18 protein-coding genes and 1 pseudogene are annotated in these 20,699 nt (G+C 52.9%); 8 read left to right on the forward strand and 11 right to left on the reverse strand.

Translation table 11 applies throughout. From position 1 onward, the window contains the following. Positions 1-438 (forward strand): MATE family efflux transporter (locus V6D20_09075; protein ID HEY9815930.1); only part of this gene is annotated, 438 nt, incomplete at its 5' end. 252 nt (positions 439-690) lie between these two features. Here V6D20_09075 and V6D20_09080 read toward each other — a convergent pair. Continuing rightward, positions 691-1,467 (reverse strand): SDR family NAD(P)-dependent oxidoreductase, encoded by a 777-nt coding sequence (locus tag V6D20_09080; protein ID HEY9815931.1) that lies wholly within the window; start codon positions 1,465-1,467, stop codon positions 691-693. A 128-nt stretch (positions 1,468-1,595) separates the two neighbouring features. Here V6D20_09080 and V6D20_09085 point away from each other — a divergent pair, with 128 nt between their 5' ends. Both V6D20_09085 and V6D20_09090 read left to right on the forward strand, forming a co-directional pair. Next, entirely contained in the window at positions 1,596-1,985 is a 390-nt protein-coding gene (locus V6D20_09085) for a helix-turn-helix domain-containing protein (GenBank protein ID HEY9815932.1), read from the forward strand. A gap of 547 nt (positions 1,986-2,532) precedes the next feature. Beyond that, positions 2,533-3,606: a hypothetical protein gene (locus tag V6D20_09090; protein HEY9815933.1), complete on the forward strand. Its 1,074-nt coding sequence runs from the start codon at positions 2,533-2,535 to the stop codon at positions 3,604-3,606. A 509-nt stretch (positions 3,607-4,115) separates the two neighbouring features. Here the strand turns inward: V6D20_09090 and msrP are convergent. Together msrP and murF are read right to left on the reverse strand one after the other, a co-directional pair. Beyond that, positions 4,116-5,090: a protein-methionine-sulfoxide reductase catalytic subunit MsrP gene (gene msrP / locus V6D20_09095; GenBank protein ID HEY9815934.1), complete on the reverse strand. Its 975-nt coding sequence runs from the start codon at positions 5,088-5,090 to the stop codon at positions 4,116-4,118. A 53-nt stretch (positions 5,091-5,143) separates the two neighbouring features. Next, entirely contained in the window at positions 5,144-6,523 is a 1,380-nt protein-coding gene (murF, locus tag V6D20_09100) for a UDP-N-acetylmuramoyl-tripeptide--D-alanyl-D-alanine ligase (GenBank protein ID HEY9815935.1), read from the reverse strand. Positions 6,524-7,040: 517 nt separating this feature from the next. Between murF and V6D20_09105 the strand changes: the two genes are divergently transcribed. Next, entirely contained in the window at positions 7,041-8,303 is a 1,263-nt protein-coding gene (locus V6D20_09105) for a hypothetical protein (GenBank protein HEY9815936.1), read from the forward strand. A gap of 122 nt (positions 8,304-8,425) precedes the next feature. Here the strand turns inward: V6D20_09105 and V6D20_09110 are convergent, their stop codons facing one another. Next, positions 8,426-9,769, reverse strand: a complete 1,344-nt coding sequence (locus V6D20_09110) for a HAMP domain-containing sensor histidine kinase (protein ID HEY9815937.1) — start codon at positions 9,767-9,769, stop codon at positions 8,426-8,428. Between the two features lie 88 nt (positions 9,770-9,857). Then, positions 9,858-11,567, reverse strand: coding sequence for an urease subunit alpha (gene ureC, locus V6D20_09115; protein ID HEY9815938.1), 1,710 nt, complete (start codon positions 11,565-11,567; stop codon positions 9,858-9,860). A gap of 286 nt (positions 11,568-11,853) precedes the next feature. On the opposite strand from ureC, the gene V6D20_09120 reads away from it, so the two are divergent. Beyond that, positions 11,854-12,246: a hypothetical protein gene (locus tag V6D20_09120; GenBank protein HEY9815939.1), complete on the forward strand. Its 393-nt coding sequence runs from the start codon at positions 11,854-11,856 to the stop codon at positions 12,244-12,246. Positions 12,247-12,321: 75 nt separating this feature from the next. Here the strand turns inward: V6D20_09120 and V6D20_09125 are convergent, their stop codons facing one another. The 5 genes from V6D20_09125 to V6D20_09145 form a co-directional block, all read right to left on the reverse strand. Next, a complete protein-coding gene (locus V6D20_09125; protein ID HEY9815940.1) occupies positions 12,322-12,732 on the reverse strand; it encodes a DUF1257 domain-containing protein in 411 nt (136 codons plus the stop codon). Positions 12,733-12,865: 133 nt separating this feature from the next. Further along, complete coding sequence (locus V6D20_09130; protein ID HEY9815941.1) at positions 12,866-13,552, reverse strand: DUF6629 family protein; 687 nt, start codon at positions 13,550-13,552, stop codon at positions 12,866-12,868. 191 nt (positions 13,553-13,743) lie between these two features. Continuing rightward, positions 13,744-15,345 (reverse strand): AAA family ATPase, encoded by a 1,602-nt coding sequence (locus tag V6D20_09135; GenBank protein HEY9815942.1) that lies wholly within the window; start codon positions 15,343-15,345, stop codon positions 13,744-13,746. 24 nt (positions 15,346-15,369) lie between these two features. After that, the gene (locus V6D20_09140) at positions 15,370-16,761 is read right to left on the reverse strand and encodes an AtzE family amidohydrolase (GenBank protein HEY9815943.1); all 1,392 of its coding nucleotides are present in this window, start codon (positions 16,759-16,761) and stop codon (positions 15,370-15,372) included. Continuing rightward, positions 16,754-16,966, reverse strand: a complete 213-nt coding sequence (locus V6D20_09145; GenBank protein ID HEY9815944.1) for a DUF4089 domain-containing protein — start codon at positions 16,964-16,966, stop codon at positions 16,754-16,756. The genes V6D20_09140 and V6D20_09145 overlap by 8 nt, the downstream gene beginning before the upstream one ends. A 426-nt stretch (positions 16,967-17,392) precedes the next feature. On the opposite strand from V6D20_09145, the gene V6D20_09150 reads away from it, so the two are divergent. Beyond that, a complete protein-coding gene (locus V6D20_09150; protein ID HEY9815945.1) occupies positions 17,393-18,154 on the forward strand; it encodes a hypothetical protein in 762 nt (253 codons plus the stop codon). 196 nt (positions 18,155-18,350) lie between these two features. Beyond that, positions 18,351-19,526 carry a site-2 protease family protein gene (locus tag V6D20_09155; GenBank protein HEY9815946.1) on the forward strand — a complete coding sequence of 392 codons (1,176 nt, stop codon included), beginning with the start codon at positions 18,351-18,353 and terminating at the stop codon, positions 19,524-19,526. A 104-nt stretch (positions 19,527-19,630) separates the two neighbouring features. On the opposite strand, the pseudogene V6D20_09160 reads toward V6D20_09155, so the two are convergent. Then, positions 19,631-20,023, reverse strand: a pseudogene (locus tag V6D20_09160) (ISNCY family transposase). Positions 20,024-20,396: 373 nt separating this feature from the next. Between V6D20_09160 and V6D20_09165 the strand changes: the two are divergent. Continuing rightward, on the forward strand, positions 20,397-20,699 hold a 303-nt coding region (locus V6D20_09165), incomplete at its 3' end, for a PRC-barrel domain-containing protein (protein HEY9815947.1).

Here is a 20,699-nt window from a genome sequence, read left to right on the forward strand (position 1 = left end):
ATGCGACAAGCCGGTTTTGTGAGTTTTGGTGTTGGTACTGCATGGACAGCCATCATTGCGATCGCACTTTTAATGTTTCCTCGGCAAGCCGTTGGACTGTATATCGATGTTTCTGCTCCAGAAAATTATGCCGTTGTTGAGCTTGCTATCGCCATGATGCGAGTTGGGGCGATCGCCCATCTCTTTGATGGATTACAGAAAATTGCCTATGGCGCATTACAGGGTTTACAGGATACTCGTGTGCCGATGGTGTTTAGCTTTGTGTCCTACTGGTGTATTGGCTTAACGAGTGGTTATTGGCTGGCATTTAGATGGAATTTAGGTGGTGTTGGTTTGTGGCTAGGACTTTTGATTGCAGTGGCGATCGCAGCAGTGGTTTTTATTTGGCGATTTCAAACGCTAACATTAAATCGAAGCCAAACCGAATGTCTGCATTAGGTCAAGTGCAAGCACCGATTTTGTAGGGGGGTTCTGCACTAGAACTCCCAACTACTTCACCGATAAATTCTCAGGAACCCACAAATTTCTGGACTCTAAGCAAGCAAGCGACGCAGTCTAACAACGCCCATGTACGCCGGAGAGTTATCTGATAAAATTCAAAGATTATCTGCGGCGGGTGATGGGCGTCGTTGTGCTGATTATATTTCAGATTGTGGCAGTAGCTTGAAGTTGATCGGTTAGCCTCCAAGATTAGGAATTACGTCCCGCCATCACGCCACCATCCACATTCCATATCGCACCCGTAACCCAAGCAGAACGATTAGATAGCAGGAAGGCGATCACCTCTGCAACATCAGTTGGCTGACCCACACGACCCATTGGATGGAAGTTATTGAAACCCTGCAACGTTGTATGAATCTCTTCTGGATTGATAAAAGCACCATAGATCGGGGTTTCTACGACGGCAGGTGCAACCGCATTGACCCGAATTTGGTACTGAGCTAGTTCCATAGCTAAGTGTTGGGTAAGGGAGTGTAATCCCGCTTTCGCTACTGAGTATGCAGCGGAGGGTGTTGCAAGTACAGCTTGATGTGCCCACATTGAGCCAACGTTGACGATTGCGCCGCTTTGCCCCTGCTGTACCATGTTACGAACAACTTGCTGGGTGACAAAGAAAGTACCGTGATTGATGTCGAGATAGCTATCGTAGTCTGCCTCTGAATGGTCAAGAAATGGCTTTGGCTGAAAAATACCAGCCGAATTAACAAGGTACTGAACATTTGGCAACTGGGAAGCAATATGTTCAACTAGCCGAACTGTGTCTTGGCGATTGCTGATATCCGCTTGCCAGATTCGGAGACTACCGTGCTGTCCCAAATCAGATACCACCGCCTGAAGTTTTTCCAGATTTTGCCCTACGATTGTGACGACTGTACCTTGAGTGAGCAGAATTTCTGCAACCGCTCGTCCGATCCCGCTACTTCCGCCGATGATAAGGGCGTGTTTTTGCTTAAACTCTGAGTACATACTGATTTCCTCGTTGAAGCAATAGAGGTGCTTGTGATTACAGCAGTATCTTAAGAAATGGGAAGGGAGGAGGGAAGTCAGCACTTTTGGGTGAGGTACGCACTTTTTGGTAGAAATTAAGGCGGAGCGTGAAGAAAAAATTTGATGTAGGCAAAATGAGTAGAGACAAACAAGGTAGCGCAACCTCAGCGGCAGCAATGGTAGAGCATGTTGTAGGCTGCAAGTGGTCAATCCGAATATTGACGTTAATTCGTGAGGGAGTGAATCGCCCCGGAGCTATCACACGCTCGATTGATGGGTTGAGCACGAAAGTACAAGGGGATTGCTTAAACAAAATGGTAGACTTTGGAATTTTGGAGCGGGTTGCTTATGCTGAGGTTCCGCCGCGAGTAGAGTACAAACTAACTGATTTTGGACGACGCTTTATCTCAATCTTGGATGCTGTTGCAGAGTTGCAGCGCGACATAGATGCAACTCTGCAACAGCACAACGACCCCGCTTCACCGGAACAAGCTTAAGTTATCGTTGAGGTGCAGCGGTTGTCTGTGTCCGGTGAGCGGGAACGTTAGTCCCCATCATGCCCATAAGTTTGCACATCCTTGCGCGATCGCTCTTTTATCAGTCAGATAGAGAGCTTGCTTGCCAGTACATTTTCGGTCGTTAGGTTGGGGAGAGCGATCGGTCTAGTTCATCCAGGTTTTGCGAAAAGCTTAAAAGTCCCGAAAGATGGTCTGTGTTGAGTGAGAGGGTGTATACAATGGTCGTGTTGATGGGAGTTGGGTGTCTCAGAAGGGGTTGTGGGGGCGATCGCCAGAGCGTGTAGGCTAACACGTCGCTGCAACGGACTGACAGGGGCGATCGGTGGGGTGTCAAAAGATTTTGCAGTCATTGAGCTTAGCGTTATGCTACTTCATTCTCTCCGTCAAAGTTGTTAGCTGTAGCTTAGTCTCAGCAAGCAAAAAGGGCTGTCAAGCGTAAGAGTTCAGACATCAATCTCGTGAATTGGAATCCCGAAAAAGTAAAATAAATAAATTAATAAGTTGTGAGAGCAAGAAGTAATCAGTCATGAATAGTTTAGCTGTTCTAACATTTGAACAAGAGCAAGCAATTGATGTCTATTTAAGAAAATGGACTGACATTGCACTTTCCACAAAATCATCTGAACCCAAGTCTTACATCATGGATCTTGTGCAAAGAGCTTATAGAGTTTTAGGCTACTCAGAACCCCAAATTGTATTTTGCGATAGTCCTTATGAAGCAAGTTTGATGACCTTGAACAGAAAAGGAGACTTGAGCAAGCAAGCAGTTATATTAATTCAGGAGCTAGCAGAAGACTTATATAATACTTTTGAGCCAGGAGATGAAGGACATAACATAGCTTTAAACGTTAACCTGATAGCGCAAGTTAATGAGCTCTTTGATTTTAGTAGTCAGAAATATATATATAGTATTTGCGAAAAGATGCGCTGGTGGTCTCAGTTAAGCTGGAAATTAGCTTTTGAGTGCTATTTCGCGACAAAAGATTTAAATCTACGATTTCAAAAAGACCTGAACGCTCCAGAAACTATGTTTCAACGTTACTGGTGGCTTCAAGACTTTAACCATACATTCTATGAGTATCTAGCTTTCATTGATTTTTGCTTGGAAGTTTTACATCTAAAATGTCATGATTTAGAGAAATGGTTTTGCCTGCAGAAAATTGTTCAAGAATGTGGATGGATTTTTTCATATGAAGATATATGCCTAATTTGCAATAAACCTCAGATTATTAACGTAGATAGCGAATATCGACTCCATTCTAATGAACAACCCGCCATTCAATTTGTTGATGGCTTTGAAGTCTATGCTTATCATGGGGTTCCTATTCCAAAAGAATATATAGTTTCAGGAGAAAATTTTTGCAAGAAAGAAATTCTCATCTCCCTCCACCGGCATAAGATCTCGGAGATTTTAGAGATCTGCAAGGTTGGAATTCTTGAATTTAAGAAAGAAAAAAGTCATTATGATGTATATGTTTCTAGTTTTAAAGCTGATCACCTGAAAAATAAGTATCTCTTGGAGATAGTTGACGCGGATTCAAAATGTATCGAATTGGTGAAGGAAATCGATGTCGATACCGTTGAAAATCTAGTGCGATAGCTGATCTTGTAGGGTGTGTTCCCTACTGCACCCCCTACCATCTTCATGGATAAATTTTTGGGAACGCACCATAGTCGTAAATTCCTTGAAGCAAGTAGTAAGTAGCCACAACCTAACAAAGCTCATACACACCGACCGCCGAGAGCCGATTAGTTATGATGCAAAGGTTGTCTGCAGCGGGTGTGGGCATCAAGCAGATGAAAGAAAGAGGTTGCTTGCCGTTGCGTTTTTGGTTGCGTGGTTGTTAGGTTGGGGAGAGCGATCGCCTGCCTATCGTTTGGGTTGATGAAGGAAGCTTCACGACTCCACCACAGGCAGACGAATTCTTGTCATGACAGCGAACGATATCTAACGAGAGAATAAGACGTTGACCTCCTTGGGTTCGAGCATGACAAAGGAGGGATGAGGTGAGCAGCGGGATGTGATCTCCTTTTGTCCAAGCGTGACTCAAGAGGGCTAGACCTTGGTGCAATCTAGAGATCAGCTAGACTTAACAACCGGCTAACCGGCTAGGCATACAGATCAGCGACGTAGTCGGCATAGCCGTTGTAGAGCAGCGTCGGTTGCTGTTCCCAGGAAAACTCGGAGCCAGGGCCGACCAAGCGTTCTGTCGCTTGTGACCAGCGGGGATGGGGGACATCTGGCTCCACATTCGATTCAAACTTATATTCATTGCCGTTGATGGTGTTCCAAAACGTGGCGGGTTGCTCGGCCACAAACTCAATGCCCACCACCGACTTGGCACCCTTAAAGCCATATTTCCAAGGCACCACCATGCGAATAGGAGCACCGTGCTGTTTCGGCAGGGTCTGCCCGTAGGCTCCCACAGCGAAAAAGGCGAGATCGTTAGCCATTTCTTCGATGCGCAGCCCTTCGGTGTAGGGCCAGGGGAGGAAGGACGACCGCAGACCGGGGCCTTTGGTCACCTCGGAGTCGTAGTAGGAGGTGAAGCGGACGTATTTGGCATCGCTGCTAGGTTCCACGGCCTCTAAAATTCGGCTCATGGGGAAGCCAATCCAGGGCACCACCATGGCCCAAGCTTCTACACAACGGAAGCGATAGACCCGTTCTTCTAGGGGAAAGTTGAGCAGGTCTTCTAGGCCGTAGGTGGTGGGGTTTTTGACCAAACCGCCGACGTTCAGCGTCCAGGGATTGGTGGGTAAGGCCTGGGCATTTTGCCAGATGGACTTGGTGCCGCCAAATTCGTAGAAGTTATTGTAGGTGGCCGCAAGTTGACGGCCGGTGATCGGGCGATCGCCCTCCCGAAAATTAGCATTGGCCACGGCATTGAGATCCTGCACCCCCGCCAAGGGATCGCGATCGCGCTGGGTGGAGGCTTGGCAGGCTGTGAGCGGTGCAGCGGCGGCGATCGCCCCCAGACCGATCATAGATTTCATAAACTTACGCCGTCCCCAGAAGGCGGATTCGGCGGTAACTGGCTGGTCGATTACCTGCCAGGGTTTTGGAACTCGAATCAAAACCATACTGCGTCCCCATCGTCTGAATAATCCTCTGCGTCTTTATCTTGACGCAATCATCAGGATCTGGGCAATGGCAATCCCTGAGACGACCACTGGGCAAGCAACGCGTTAACCACCTGATCCAGCCCCACGGCACGGGATGCTTTAAGCAGGTAGCGATCGCCGGGCTGGACGCTGTCTAGAAGATAATCAATCACCTGCTGATGGGTCTCAAAGACATGGCATGGCAGGGATCCAGCGCCAGCGATTAGAGCATCTCGTTCTTCTGGATCGGCCAGGATCAGGATCTGGTCTAGATTGAGCTGCTGGGCCACGTGGCCCACCTGTCGATGCAGAGCGGGCGATCGCTCTCCCAGCTCTTTCATGGTTCCCAAAATAGCAATGCGGCGCTGGCCGGGCGTATCCGCCAGCAATCGCAGGGCTGCGGTCATGGATTCTACCCCCGCGTTGTAGGTTTCATCCAGCACCATCACATCCTGGGGCAGGGTGTGGCAACGGGATCGCCCCTCAGGCAGGGTCACCGGCACCTCGTCACCGAGGGTTGTCCAATCGATACCCACCGCTTGGGCTACCGCCAGGGCCGCGAGGTAGTTGATGGCGTTATGGCGACCGGGCAGCGGGACGGCGATCGCCTGCCCCTGCACCCGCAGTTGGTCAGGAGCTGTCCATTCCCCCTGCAGATCGCCCCCGTCTAGACCGTAGGTGAGGACGCGACCGTTCCAGACTGTAGTGGCCGTGTCCATCAGCCGCTGGTTGTCGTGGTTGAGGATGGCTATGCCGTCAGGACGGAGGTTGGCCAGCAGTTCGCACTTGGCATCGGCGATCGCCTGCTCCGAGCCCAGGCGACCAATGTGGGCCGTGCCAACGTTGGTGATCACCGCAATATCGGGCTGGGCTATTTGGGTCAACAGGGCAATTTCTCCCGCCCCCCGCATTCCCATCTCCACCACCGCAAACTGATGCGCCGCCGTCAGTTCTAGCAAGGTCTTCGGTACGCCAATTTCGTTGTTGTAGTTAGCGCGGGTTTTCAGCACCGCGCCTTGGGTGCCCAGCACCGCTGCAATCAGCTCCTTCGTCGTCGTTTTACCCACCGACCCGGTCACCGCCACAACGGGCCCTGGAAAGCGTTGCCGCCAACCGCTACCCAAGGCTTGGTAGGCCGCCAGGGTATCCGGCACCACCCACAAGGGCGCGGCTTCCAACCCTGGGGGAATCTGATCCACCACCGCCGCGATCGCCCCTTGTTCTAACACCTGGGCTACAAAGTCATGACCATCAAAGCGATCGCCCCGCAGCGCCACAAACAAATCGCCCGGCTGTAGGGTACGGCTATCGGTGGTCATATGGGCGATCGCTTGATGCAGATCCAGGCTAGATGGGCTGGTGGCAGCAGGTAGGAGAACACCAAGATCAGCCAGGGTAAACGGTTTGACCATAGAGATTGCAACAACTGACAACACTAGCGAAGGTTGAACAGGCCCCTTAACCCAAAGACTGGAGAGCGATCGTCAAGGTGTATCGCCAGCCTTTCGATCGGTGCAGGACATAATCTAGGTGCTATCATACCGCTCCTCCGGACGCCTAGCGTGGGAGGCAGATATCCCTAACGATCGAGAGGTTCATCTCCGCCTCGTTGGTCATCTCCGCAACTTCACGTAGTCTTTACGAAAGATTCATCGTTTAGGGACAGATTTAACCGATGATATGACCGTGATCACCCTGATTCCCCCCGATGCTGTAGTACGATATGGGGCACGATTATTCTTAAATCATCTTTAAAGGCCAACTCAGCCGCTCTTGTCAATCATCATCTGGATATAGTCATGAGGATCTGACTTGAGTTACATTAATGAACGCTTCTCTCACCATCAGGTTTAGCTGAAACCCCTTCGCTATCGCGATTACGATCATTCACCCTCACTCCAGAACGAGCTCGTTCTGTTCATCCAGCTCATGAGCAGCTATAGCAGACCGATTGAATCTAGCGAACAGGCGTTGTATGACCACTTCTTACAGTGGGTTGATCGCGAACCACCGGAAGCCTTAATTCAGCGGTTCAAGTCCCTATTCATTGATGGTGGAACCTACAGCGATCGCGAGATATCCAAGGCCTTGGGGCAGGTTGTTTGTTCGGGCTCGGCGGATGAAGAGTTTCGCTTTGTGGTGAACCGCTGTTGCCACATTTTAATCAACCGTTGGCAGGCGCGATCGCAGTTTCAGCCCGCCGTGCTGGATTTGATTGCCCTGTTCGATCAAGTGCAGGCGCGGCCAACATCAGGAGGGCTTTATCGCTCTCGCAGCACCCGCCGCTTGCAAGACTTGGTGGTTGATTTCACCAGCACGGAGCAATGCCTCACCCTCCGGCGCTTAGCCAGGGTTTTGAGCGAACATCTAGACACCAATCGCTCTGGCTCCCAAGACCTAGGCATGTTAATTCCTCGCTATCCCTATCTCTACGAGCATTGTTTGCTGAATGACGATAGCGTCTCAGAACAAAAATCTACCGTTCGCAAGCTCCAAGCTGAACGTCAGCGCCAGTTTGAAGTAGACCTCAGCCGTTATGTAACGTCGATGGTGCGGCGATCGCCTGCGATGTCTCCCAGCGCGGCTGCGATCGCTGCCCCAACGGTGCAAAATCCTACCCTCTTGGGCGATCGCGCCTTGGGAGGAGCGCTGAAGCATTATCTAGGACGGGTGGATGGCTCGAATACCTACCGTGACCTGGCCCAAGGGTTCATGGCTCGCAGTCAGCACACGCCGTCCTACCGACTGTTCAAGAATGATTTGTTTGAATACATCACATCGTCCGTCGATGGCGACTATGGGGCGCGGCAGTTTAGCAACCAGCTTTATCAACAGCTCCGAGTTGCATCGCCGGAAAATGACGATCGCCGTCTCAGTGATTTTCTGGTGGTGCGCACCTGTAGCCAGCTCCTGAATTTCTTGGTGGTGGAAAGTCCCCAAAATCCTCGCCATTTTGTGTTTATGGATCTGATCAGCAACCTTGGCCCGGTGGTCACCGCTGGGCTGTTGCTGAAGATTGTGCTGATTTGCCGCAAGGTGAAGCCCTATCTAGAACGCCGCCTCTCGATTTTGTTCAACCATTATGAAAGCTGTGAACAGGCAACGGTGCAATGGCTCGTGCAGGTGCTCGAAACCATGAACCTAGCTCTCTGTCTACATTTTGGCAATATTGACCTATCGTTTATCCGCTAGCGATCGCCCCCTAGAATTCGTAGATAGACGTCACTCAAGGAAGCTACATTGCCGGGTTTCGACGTCGCTCAATCCTCTTCTCATCAGTAACTGCACGGTAGGTAATGCTACCCCTAACTAGGTTACGTCAGCTCCTCCGATCGCTCCCCTTGGGGTAGAAAAACAGTGACGCGGGTGCCCTGCTGCGGACTGCTGTCGATCGTAATCGTGCCGTGGTGGTTTTCGACAATCACCTGAGCGATCGCCAGGCCCAACCCCGATCCGGCCGACTGGGGGCGATCGCCATCACTGCTGTGGGTGCGAGCTGGATCAACCCGGTAGAACCGATCAAAGAGATGGGGCAGAGCATCCGGTGGGATGCCAATGCCGGTATCCTGGACGACGATCTCCAACCCCGGTAGGCCATGGCGCGATCGCCCCTCTAGGGTGACCTGTACCTGACCGCCGTTGGGAGTATAGCGAATACTGTTGCTGACTAGGTTGGTGAAGAGGCGACTTAGCTGATCGCGATCGCCCCGCAGATGGTAGCGGCTGGCTGGACTGGGTTGGGCATCGGGCTGGGCCCAGTGGAGGGCGATCGCCTTTTCATCTGCCATGCTGTGCTGCTCTTCCAAAACTTCGGTGAGCAACTCCCGAAGCTGAATCGGGTCTTGCCGCAGTGTCACCAGGCTACTATCTTGACGGGCCAGGAACAGGAGGTCATCCACCAGCCGCCCCAGCCTCCGAGTGAGCCGTTCCACCACCTGGAGTTGTTGCTGCTGCCATTCTGGATCTGGATCCGTCAGCGCCGCCTGCACATTGGTTTGAATCACGGCGATCGGGTTGCGCAATTCGTGGGATGCATCAGCGGTGAACTGCTTCAGCCGTTGATAGGAGTCGCGCACGGGAGCGATCGCCAACCCCGACAGCAGCCAGCCAATAGCCGCCACCCCGCCTACCATCAAACTAGTGCCTAGGCTCAAATCTACAATCAGCCGCCGCGTGGGCTTGGTCACCTCAAACCAAGGATGACTCACCCGTAGATAGCCCAACACCTGCCGCCCCCGCTCGATCCGCTGGGTCACCTGGCGCAGCACTTGGTCGCCGCTCAGATGCACCGTCTCACCCTGGGGATTGAGGTGAACTGGAATTTGGGGCTGGCTGGCAAAGGTAGACCACAGCAGGTCACCCGTAGGACTGAACCATTCCAGATCAATATGGTCGTCTTCCACCGTATCGGCATTGTCGCGAAAACTTGCCTCTAGGTTGACCTGATACTGGCGCGGCGCGAGGGGATTATCTTGGGGAACGGCTTCAATCACCAGCGATCGCCCAATAATTTCCACCACATGGTTGAGGGTATCGTCCACCCGCTCCACCAAGGTATTGCGCACGTAGACGTAAAACCCGGTGGCAAACAGCAGCAGCAGCACCGCTGTCACGGTGGTATACCACAGAGCTAAACGGCGGCGGGTCGCCTGAAACATGCCATACTCCTTGGCGCTATTGGGCGCTACGATCCTGAGTATATCGTTCCTGCTAACGATTAAGGGAGCAGCGATCGCCTCCGAGAGCTTAAAACAGGAAGTAGCGCTGGGCCATGGGCAGCACCTCCGCCGGTTCACAGGTGAGCAACTCACCATCGGCCCGCACTTCGTAGGTTTCTGGATTCACCTCCATCACCGGCTGGTAGTTATTCAGCTTCATATCTGCCTTGCGCACATTACGGATATTCATCACCGCCACCGCTGGCTTTTGCAGCCCAATCTTACCTGCAATGCCCTGAGCCACTGCCGCCTTCGAGACAAAGGTCAGCGATGTCGCCGCGATCGCCCCCCCATAGCTGCCAAACATCGGCCGCATATGCACCGGCTGGGGCGTGGGAATACTGGCATTAGGATCGCCCATCTGGGCCCAAGCGATCGCCCCGCCTTTAATCACCAATTCTGGCTTCACGCCAAAGAACGCCGGTTTCCACAGACAAAGATCCGCTAACTTACCTTCCTCAACTGAGCCAATTTCATGGGCAACGCCATGGGTAAGAGCCGGGTTAATCGTGTACTTCGCCACATAGCGCTTAGCTCGGTGATTATCATTGCGATCGCTATCTTCCGACAATGGGCCGCGCTGCACCTTCATCTTATGGGCCGTCTGCCAGGTACGGATAATCACCTCGCCTACGCGCCCCATGGCTTGGGAGTCGGAAGAAATCATGCTAAAAGCACCTAGGTCATGCAAGATATCTTCAGCCGCGATCGTTTCTCGGCGAATGCGCGATTCTGCAAACGCCACATCTTCAGGAATGCTGCGGCTCAGATGATGGCACACCATCAACATATCCAAATGTTCTTCTAACGTATTCACCGTATAGGGACGGGTGGGATTCGTCGAAGAAGGCAACACATTAGACTCGCCACAAACCTTGATAATATCTGGCGCATGACCGCCCCCAGCACCCTCCGTATGATACGTGTGAATCGTTCGTCCCTTAAAGGCAGCGATCGTATCTTCCACAAAACCAGCTTCATTGAGGGTATCGGTGTGGATGGCGACCTGGAGATCATAGTCCTCAGCAACGCTCAGGCAGGTATCGATCGCCGCTGGCGTTGTCCCCCAATCTTCATGGAGCTTCAGCCCGATCACCCCCGCCATCACCTGCTCAATCAATCCTGGCTGCTGAGCGCTGTTGCCCTTACCCATGAAGCCAAAGTTCAGCGGAAAGGCATCCGTTGCTTGCAGCATCCGCCAAATATGCCAAGCGCCGGGGGTGCAGGTGGTGGCATTGGTGCCGGTGGCCGGGCCTGTACCACCACCGATCATCGTCGTCACCCCAGAGGCGATCGCTGTCTCAATTTGCTGGGGGCAGATGAAGTGAATGTGGGCATCAATGCCACCCGCCGTGAGAATCATGCCCTCGCCAGCGATCGCCTCCGTACCCGGCCCGATAATAATGTCTACGTCATCTTGAATGTAGGGATTGCCAGCTTTGCCGATTTTGTAGATCCGTCCATTTTTGAGCCCCACATCCGCCTTGACAATGCCCCACCAGTCCAAAATCAGCGCATTGGTGATCACGGTGTCCACAGCACCCTCCGCCGTGGAGATGGGCGATTGTCCCATACCATCGCGGATCACTTTGCCGCCGCCAAACTTCACCTCGTTGCCGTAGGTGGTAAAGTCCTGCTCCACTTCGATAATCAGAGCTGTATCAGCCAATCGGATGCGATCGCCTACGGTGGGCCCGTAGGTTTCGGCATAGGCGCGGCGATCCATGCGATAGCTCATAGCACTCCCTCAATGTTGACATTCATGGGCGATTGTCTCAGGGGTCTGGTTTACACCGTTGTACCCTAGGACACTAACTCGCAAAGGGTACCACAGAGCGATCGGCTTTTGACAGGTGTTGCTGAAGGTTAAGGCGATCAGGCTGCATTCGGCATTTGAAGCGACCTTAATACCACTCTTGAACATTAGACACGTGTTCCATGCATAACCGCCGAATCCTCAACCGAAGAGTGGGGTATCGGCATTTGTATACATCTGATGAAAGCATTTTTATCGGGGAGCACCTATGAATACACTAGGTACAATAGTACTTGCTGGGCTAACAGCCACACTTATCTCTATGGCTGCCACCAAACCCAGTGAAGACGACTATATTCAACATGCAACGACTGTCATTCCGCCAAAAGTTTGTGTGGACTTAGCCCTCAGAGCAAATCCTTCCATAACCAGACAGAATGTGATTCAGACTTGTGAGAATGCAGAAGATATTTCTAAGTTTTTTTTAGATATACTTCCATTTCCCTTACGTAGATTTCTCGATAGAGGGCTCCAAAATTTTGTGACCAATAATTCAGGTTGTAAGGATTATTTTGTATTGCAGATATGTTCCACAGATTTGTTAGTCTATGAACATAAAAGTCTGGCGGTTTTTGGCCGATTGATCGACCTAGATCCTTAGCCCTACCTTCAGATTAGGCAGTCCCCCGGTTGACCATCTTTAACCAGGATAGCTAGATGCTGAGCGATGTCTGACTTACTGCCAGCGACCCACCACAAGACGAATCGTGCCATCAGCCAGCGTTTCTTCCTCTTCGATCGCAAACCCTTGGGCCGGGGCGATCGCTTTCAGGTGATGGTAACCATAGCGCTGGGTGAGTTGATTGAGCCAATCTTGACCATAGTCATGGCCGCGATCGTAGTCAGAAATAATTGCTTGGTAAGTGCCGTCAGCCTGGCGCTTGAAGCCAAGGTCGTTACTGAGATGGCCAAGATACTTGCGGCGAACGATCACCTCAGCGGTTTGCGATCGCAGGTCTCCTTGGTAGCCATACAGCGGTTGGGCGGTTGTGTGATGTTCCACGGTGCGGAAACCAAGGTCTGCCAAGGCTTGCAGGAGAGCATCAGCACTCTTAATCTGAGTCTTGATAGCGGAGAAGTGGGACATGGATTTATGGCGGGGTTCATTAGCCCTATGCTAACTCAACACCTCGAAGATCCTGTCATGGGTCATGGTGTTGCGTTCATGCTCTGAAACCAAAACTATGGTCATCATCTAAGTGCCTAGCTTGTCTCATCGTCTAACCTTCTTCTGCCGGAAGCGATCGCTCTTCAGCAATATCTTGATAAAACAGATAACCTACATAGAGCGACGCCACTGCGGCAAAATAACACCAGACAGAAACCAAACCTGCACTAAAAAATCGAGACACAACCACCAATGCCGCAAAAACTAGCCAGCCTAGTCCCTGCACGGCAGACTGATTCACCAACAGTAACGGGGCTAAGATAATCGAAATGTAAAGCGATCGCCCTAGGTGTTCCAAGAAAGGATAGGGCGTCAGGTTTTGGAGCATATAGGTGAGCGATCGCTCCTGGACAGTCACGGTCAGCCAATCGGGATTGAGCACTAAGGGCACCAAGAAATAGGCAGCCAACAGCATTCCCACTAGGGTCATCGTCTGCCACAGCCGCCTGAGGCGCGATCGCGTTTCGAGCATCCAGGCCATGAACGGCGTCCAGACAAGCCAGAAACCATGGGAAAAGAAGATAAATCCCGTTGCCGCCGCTGCAACCATGGCTGAATCATTGGCGTCTAGCCCCAGCCAGACGACGCCTTCAATGGCTTGCTGGATGCCAAAAGCCAGCGGGAAGGCGGCCAGGGGTAGGTAGTGGCGATCGCTTTGCCAAGCTTTGTTGATACACCACCCGCCAATGGGCAGAAGCGCGGCACTGATGGTGAAACTCGCGGTTGCAGAAAAGCACATGGCTCCACTCCTCATACATTGAGTTCAGCACTGTTGTTGTTCTTGGGCTGAATCGTTTCTTGTACCGATGTATCATCTATCCTAACTGACCTGGGTTTTCATGGGACAACCGTGGATGATAGAAGCTGGATATCTTCTGTAGTAGCATCAGTTTTGACCTCTCTCGCTAGCTCACTCCTGGCCCTTATCCCTCACTCCCGCTCCGAGGAATCAATGCCGCGTTGAGTGGCGTAGCGGCGCAGTTCTGCCATGAGCTGACCATCCTTCGAGGCCGTTCTAGCTCCGGCTTCCGCTGCCCAACGCTTCAGGTATTCAATTTGGTCGCGAGCGATCGCGGCTAGGGGTACGGTTTCCTCGATCGCCAGCATAATATCTTCGGTGGTGAAGTCTCGACGCTGACCGTTGACCACTTGGCTATAGCCTCGATGGACGCCGTCGATGATCACCTGCTCAATTTCCGCACCGCTGAAGTTCTTAGCCTGGCGAGACAGAAGGGCTAGGTCAAACTCTCGCAGACGGGTGGGACGCAGTTTTTGCAGATGTACCTTGAAAATATCCTGGCGCTCTGCTTCTGTAGGTAAGTTGAGGAAAAAGATTTCGTCAAATCGTCCCTTGCGCAGCAGTTCGGCGGGCAGAATTTGCACATTATTGGCCGTCGCTACGATGAAGACTGGGCTGGTTTTTTCCTGCATCCAGGTAATTAAGCTACCGAAGACTCGCCGACTGGTGCCCGAATCGCCATCAGCACCGCTGGTAATGTTGCCGAAGGCTTTGTCGATTTCATCAATCCATAGCACACAGGGAGCGATCGCTTCCACCAACTGAATCATCTGCCGCACCCGGCTTTCGCTCTCGCCCACGATGCCGCCAAAGAGGCGGCCGCTATCGAGTCTTAGCAGCGGCAGTCGCCATTCACTGGCAATGGTCTTGGCGGAGAGCGATTTCCCGGTGCCCTGAATGCCCACCAGTAGGACACCCTTAGGATTGGGGATGCCATAGCGTCGTGCTTCTTCCGTGAAGGCATCCTGCCGCATCCGCACCCAGAGCTTTAGGTTTTCCAAACCCCCAACGCTTTTCAGGGAATTTTGGGGAGTAAAGAATTCTAGAATTCCCGTCTGGCGAATTGCCTGTTTTTTCTCCTCCAAAACATTCAAAATGTCGGATTCATTCACCTGCTGTTTGGCAGCGATCGCCTTCGCCAAAACTCGACGAATACGTTCTCGACTCAGACCCTGGCAGGCTTTGACGAGCTGTTCCCGCGCTAGGCCAGTCACCTTCAGCGTATCGGTCACCACCAGCGATGAAATCAGATAGTTAATCTCTGCTGCATCAGGTAAGGGAAAATCAATGACCGTAATATCTTCCGCTAACCCAGGGGGAATTTCTAGGGTATGGCTGAGTAAGATCAGCGTCTTGCGGCTGCGCTTCAGGTCGCGGGTCAGGTTTTTCAGTTCGCGGATTACCGGAGCCTGTTTTTCACTGTTGGGCTGCTGTAGGGTGGGATGCAGATCCCGTAACACAAATAGTACGGGCTCTTGGGGCGGCACCTGGGCAATGCGCGCCAGAGCTGCCATCACCGATCCCTTGGCCGTGCCGTCATCGCTCCAGCCCCGCACCACGTCCCACAACAGCAGGTGTCGAGGCGGATCGGTGAGCGCCGCTACCCGCTGCAGAACCTGTTCCACCGGCTCCTCCTCCACCGACACGATGTAGAGAATCGGAAAGCGGGCCCGAATCATCAGGTCAAGTTCATGGACAAGGGGCTGGTGGGGCAGGGGAGGAGATGGGGTCATGGCTCCAGAAGCGATCGCCTTCTTCTAGGATGCCACAGGGCTAGCCACTACACCTTGCCGTTCTAGGGCCGCCGCCACTTGGAAGAGCTTCGCTTCTTGGTAGGGCGCGGCAATGAGCTGGACGCCGATGGGTAGTGCGCCGGGGCGGGCCACCGGCACCGACAGCGCCGGTAGACCAATGAAGGAAATGGGCTGGGTGAAGCAACCGAGATGGGCACGGGGCACCAGCTCCACGCCGTCGATCACCATGCGGGTTTGGCCAATTTCCGGCGCAGGACAGGGAGTGGCAGGGGTCATAATCACGTCTACGGTTTGGAATACTTGAGCGACCTGAGCCTGGTACCAACGGCGGAATCGCTGCGCCTGAATATACCAATCGCTAGGCACCATCGCCCCGGCAATCAGGCGATCGCGGGTGGCGGGGTCGAAGTCTTGGGCCCGTCGTCTGAGGTTAGCCATGTGAAGATTGCCGCCCTCGCTGGCCGTGATCACATAGGCAGCGGCCCGGGCCCGGCTCGATTCTGGCAGGGTGACTCGCTGAGTGACCCCGAGGGCGCTGGCCACCTGGTCTAGAGCGGCAAACACCTCGGGCAGGCCGCCTTGGGCAAAGTAGTTATCGGCGATCGCTATCCGCAGGGCATCGGGATCGCCATGCAGCTGATCGAGGGTGGTTACGGGGGGGCGATCGCTGCACACCGGATCCCGTGGGTCAGGGCCCTGTATGGCATCAAAGCTAGCGGCGACGTCACGCACGGAGCGGGCGAAGGGGCCGATGTGATCCAAGCTGGCGACAAAGGGGAAGCTCCCGGCCCGCGACAGGCGGCCATAGGTGGGCTTGAGGCCAAAAATGCCGCAAAGAGACGCCGGAACGCGAATCGAGCCGTTGGTATCTGACCCCAGGGTGAGGGGCACCAAGCCCGCCGCTACGGATGCCGCTGAGCCGCCGGAGGAGCCCCCTGCCACTCGGTCTACATCATGGGGATTGCGGGTGTTGCCGTAGTGGGTATTTTCCGTGACAAACCCGTAGGCATATTCGTCCATGTTCAGCGCCCCCATGAGGATGCCCCCGGATTGCTTGAGGCGGGCGATCGCTGTGGCATCCTGGATGGCGGGGGGCGTATCTCGCTCAATCATGGAACCGGCTAGGGTAGTCAGACCGGCGATGTCAAACAGGTTTTTCACCGCAAAGGGCACACCTGCCAAGGGCCCTGGGTCTTGTCCAGCAGCGATCGCTTCATCCACCGCTTGGGCCTGGGCCATGGCATCGTCGGCTAAAACCGCCGTGAAGCAATTTAGTCGGGCATCCTGGGCCTGGATGCGATCGAGGCTGGCGGTGACGACATCCACGGCGCTGACGGTCTGGGCCCGCACAGCGGCGGCAGTGGCGATCGCATCGGCAGTGGCGAGGTCAATCATGGCTTGGAAAATCTGGCGAAAAGATAGGGGAAAGATCGTCTGCGGGAGATAGCTCAAAGGCAATCACCGGCTGGGCTACACCGTAGATCATCGTCACATTGCGAATCACCGCCGTACGGGACTCCGGGGGAAGCGATAGCCCCATCAAAGCAGCGGTGTGATCAACGTAGGCGCTAAAATCTGGCTCGGGAGAAGGCGTGGACATAAACAACAGAACTGCCGGGAGCAGAAGCTTGGGAACGTAGGAACGACGGCTGATTCACTGGCATCCCTGCCCTCACCCTAAATCCCTCTCCCAGAACGGGAGAGGGACTTTGAATCCGACTCCCCCCGCTCTGGGAGAAGGGGTTGGGGGATGTAGAGCTTGCGCTTCCCGGAGGGTGGGTCAACTTGCAAAACTGGGATGCACTCCGTAGGAACAACGGTGGGAAGCAGGAGAAATGGTGAATATTGGTGTGATTCCCTTTCCTTTAATACCATTGGAGGGACGAAAATGGGATGTAGGTGAGCAGATGTTGACCAATCCTGATCCTTCTGCCCATCGACTACACTCTAGGCGTTGTCGTCTCCAGTCTTCCGAACATCCCCCGTCCCCAATCTGGCTTGATCCTACAACCGCCGAGCATTCAGCATGGACTCTCTTCTTCTCATCGCCAGCCTCATCCTCTTGGGTCTGGTTGCCTTCTACACCTGGTTTGTGTTTCAACTGCTGCAAACCGTGCGCCGCGAAAGCCACCTCTACCGCAGCAGCTTAGACCAGCAACTGCGGCTGACCACCTTTCCCCATCTCTACTGCGACCTGAGTAGCGATCGCCCCTCCGGCACCCTCACCCTAGAGATCTATAACATTGGCTCCCAGCCCAGCACCGATATCCTGGTGAGCACCATCGGCACCTACACCGCCGAAACCTTGGATGTGGCGACTCTGATGCGCAACTACATCCAGCCCCGCCATCGCAAATATCCCCTCCAGCCCGACAAAGTTGGCTACTACGGCATCCGCAGCAGCGTTCGTAGCCCCATGTTGCCCTACCAAAAACGGCTGGCGATCGCCCTGCAGTTTCCCGTCTGCCCCGTGGATGTCTACGCTCTCGTGCAGTACCGCACCATCGTGGGTGAAAACTACTATCAGCTTTATTGCTTCTCGGAGCTGGACGACCAAGGCCAGTATCGCGCCAACATTCCCGATGCCCATCCCTTGACGCCCATCGAACGCATCCATTTCTACGACCTCGATGCCCTAGAGCCACCTGCCCGTGAGGGATCTCTTCCTTTTTCCCTGGCAGATTTCATTGATTTGTGGAACCATTCCATCTCCCAGCGGTTTACCACCCTCTATACCGGCGACTATGCCGCCCCAACCGAACTGGAGGTGAATCGCCCGTCAGTCTAGGTCTAAGGACAGAGTGCAGCCTTCGAACCGAACCAAATCGGGCGGCATTTACCCGTCTAGAGAACGTAGGATAATCGGACGGACTTCATTAAGATTGGAGATAGGTGCAGAGCCAGTACCGATTTGCCATGGTCTAATTCTGGTAACCGCGCGATCGCGCCCCTGCATCTATTACTGAACTCACGGGATAACCTGCATGAACAACAACATACGCATTGGCAACTTGTTCGGGATTCCCTTTTACGTCAATCCCTCCTGGTTCATTGTGTTGGGGCTAGTCACCCTCACCTACAGCGGACAGCTTGCCGTGGTCTTTCCAGAACTAGGGGCACTGGCTTGGGTACTGGGGTTAGCAGCAGCGCTGATGTTGTTCGCGTCGGTATTAGCCCATGAGCTAGGGCATAGCGTGGTGGCGCTCAGCCAAGGCATTGAAGTGAATTCCATCACCCTCTTCATTTTTGGTGGACTGGCTAGCCTCGGCGAAGAATCCAAAACCCCAGGCGATGCCTTCAAGGTGGCGATCGCTGGCCCATTAGTCAGCTTTCTCCTATTCGGCATTTTTTCCTTGGTCGGCGCTGTTGTGCCTCTGCCGGGGCCCTTCCAAGCGATCGTGGGCTTATTGGCCTACATTAACCTCGCCCTCGGTGTATTCAACCTAATCCCCGGTCTACCCCTCGACGGCGGCAACGTCCTCAAAGCCCTGGTCTGGAAAATTACTGGCAAACCCTACAAAGGTATTGCCTTTGCCAGCATCGTCGGTCAATTCTTCGGCTGGGTCGGCATTCTCTTGGGGGTTGCCTCCATCTTTAATCTCACCAGCTTCGGCAGTGTCTGGACGTTGCTGATCGGCTGGTTCCTCCTACAAAATGCGGGTCGCTCGGCTCAGTCGGCAGCTATCCAAGAAAAGATGAGCGGCTACACGGCCCTAGACGCCATCTATGCCGACAGCCCCGTCACCAAAGGCAGTCAATCGCTGCGAGAATTGGCCAACAACTACATCATTGGCAGCCAGCGCGACTGGCGCAAGTTCTTGGTCACCAATGACGACGGTCAGCTCGTCGGCGAAATCGATGTGGATGCCCTGAAAACCATTCCCACCAACGACTGGTGGTCAGTAACTGTTAACCAACTCACCCATCCCATTGAAACCCTGACAACCGTTCCTGCCAAGATGCCGCTGCTAGAAGCCCTCGGTCTCTTCCAAGACGATAATGCTGGCGTCGTCGTGGTCGTCAATGAGAACAACCAGGTGCTCGGTCTACTAGAGCGCGATTCAATTTTCCAGATGCTCCAGCGTCAGGAAGAGGAGAATACTACCGAAGAAGCGATCGCCATCAAAACACCCAGCGATGCCCCTAGCGATTCAATCTAATCGGCTCCAGCACCTCATCTGTAGGGGCATATGGCAGGACATCCCAGGGATGCTCCTGCTGTCTACTAATCCCCCACTAATCCAACAATTCTCAGTACGAACTAAGTTGAACAGCTTGAGCAGTGAATTTGGCTCGAACTGAAGTATGCAGCGCCGTCTAAGGCTATCAACAACGGAGCAAAAGTCTTCTAACTGCCACAGCTGTTCAAACACCTACAGGGTATCCTCAAACCATGGAAAGACCTACTCCGGGGCCACCGCCTCTAGTCAATCTCGGATGTGGTGGTCGCTTGGAATCTAATGGACTTCAAACAGGCTTTGGGCATTGCTTTTCCCTTTGTTGCCCTCCATCATGCGCTGATACGCCAGAGATGAGGGAATTTGGGCAAAAAATACGCTGAACGCTCTCAAAGCCTCATCTTTCGTCCATATGGGGTATTCTTGCCCGTGTGCTTGTCTGGCAGAGAGGACGAGTGCTGGCGAAACAAACTGACTATGCTGTCAAACAATCCCCATCCTTCTCAAGGGAAGATATTTTATTGGTTATTCTTCATCTCTATGCTGCGGGGAAGAACTTCCCATTAACGCTGCTGAAAACGTTTTTTTAGATCCTCCTGTAGAAAGATGATTTTATCTAACAAACCCTTTGAATTTTCAAGAAACGTGAGGATTTTGGTTCATCTGTCCCAGAAATCCACAGGTTTGACTTTGAACATTAAGAAGTGTTTTATTTACGTGCGACCTTAGAGATAGATCGCTCGCTGAGCCATGACTTCAATCTCACCTTGAACTAAGTCAACAGAGAGATACCAATATCAATGGGGCTCTCTATCGTAGTAGTAGAACTTAGTTAAAAAAGAAGGAAATCCCATGGCATTACATAAGATTAAAGACTTCTATCCTGATTATCCGGAAATGTTTGGCGATAACGATATTATTGGCTATGACCTCTATGCAGATCGGGATGATCACGTAGGATCGGTTGATAATATATTGATCGATGAAGACGGCAAAATTCGCTACCTAGTCGTTAGTACCGGGATTTGGATTTTTGGGAAGAACGTACTGCTGCCCGTTGGTCGTGCCCGTGTTGACTATAACGATCATCGAGTCTATGTAGACGCATTGACTCACAAGCAGGTTGAAGAACTGCCCAAGTATAACAGCGACATG

This window comes from Candidatus Obscuribacterales bacterium, from assembly GCA_036703605.1.
In the GTDB taxonomy this organism is placed as follows: Bacteria; Cyanobacteriota; Cyanobacteriia; order RECH01; family RECH01; genus RECH01.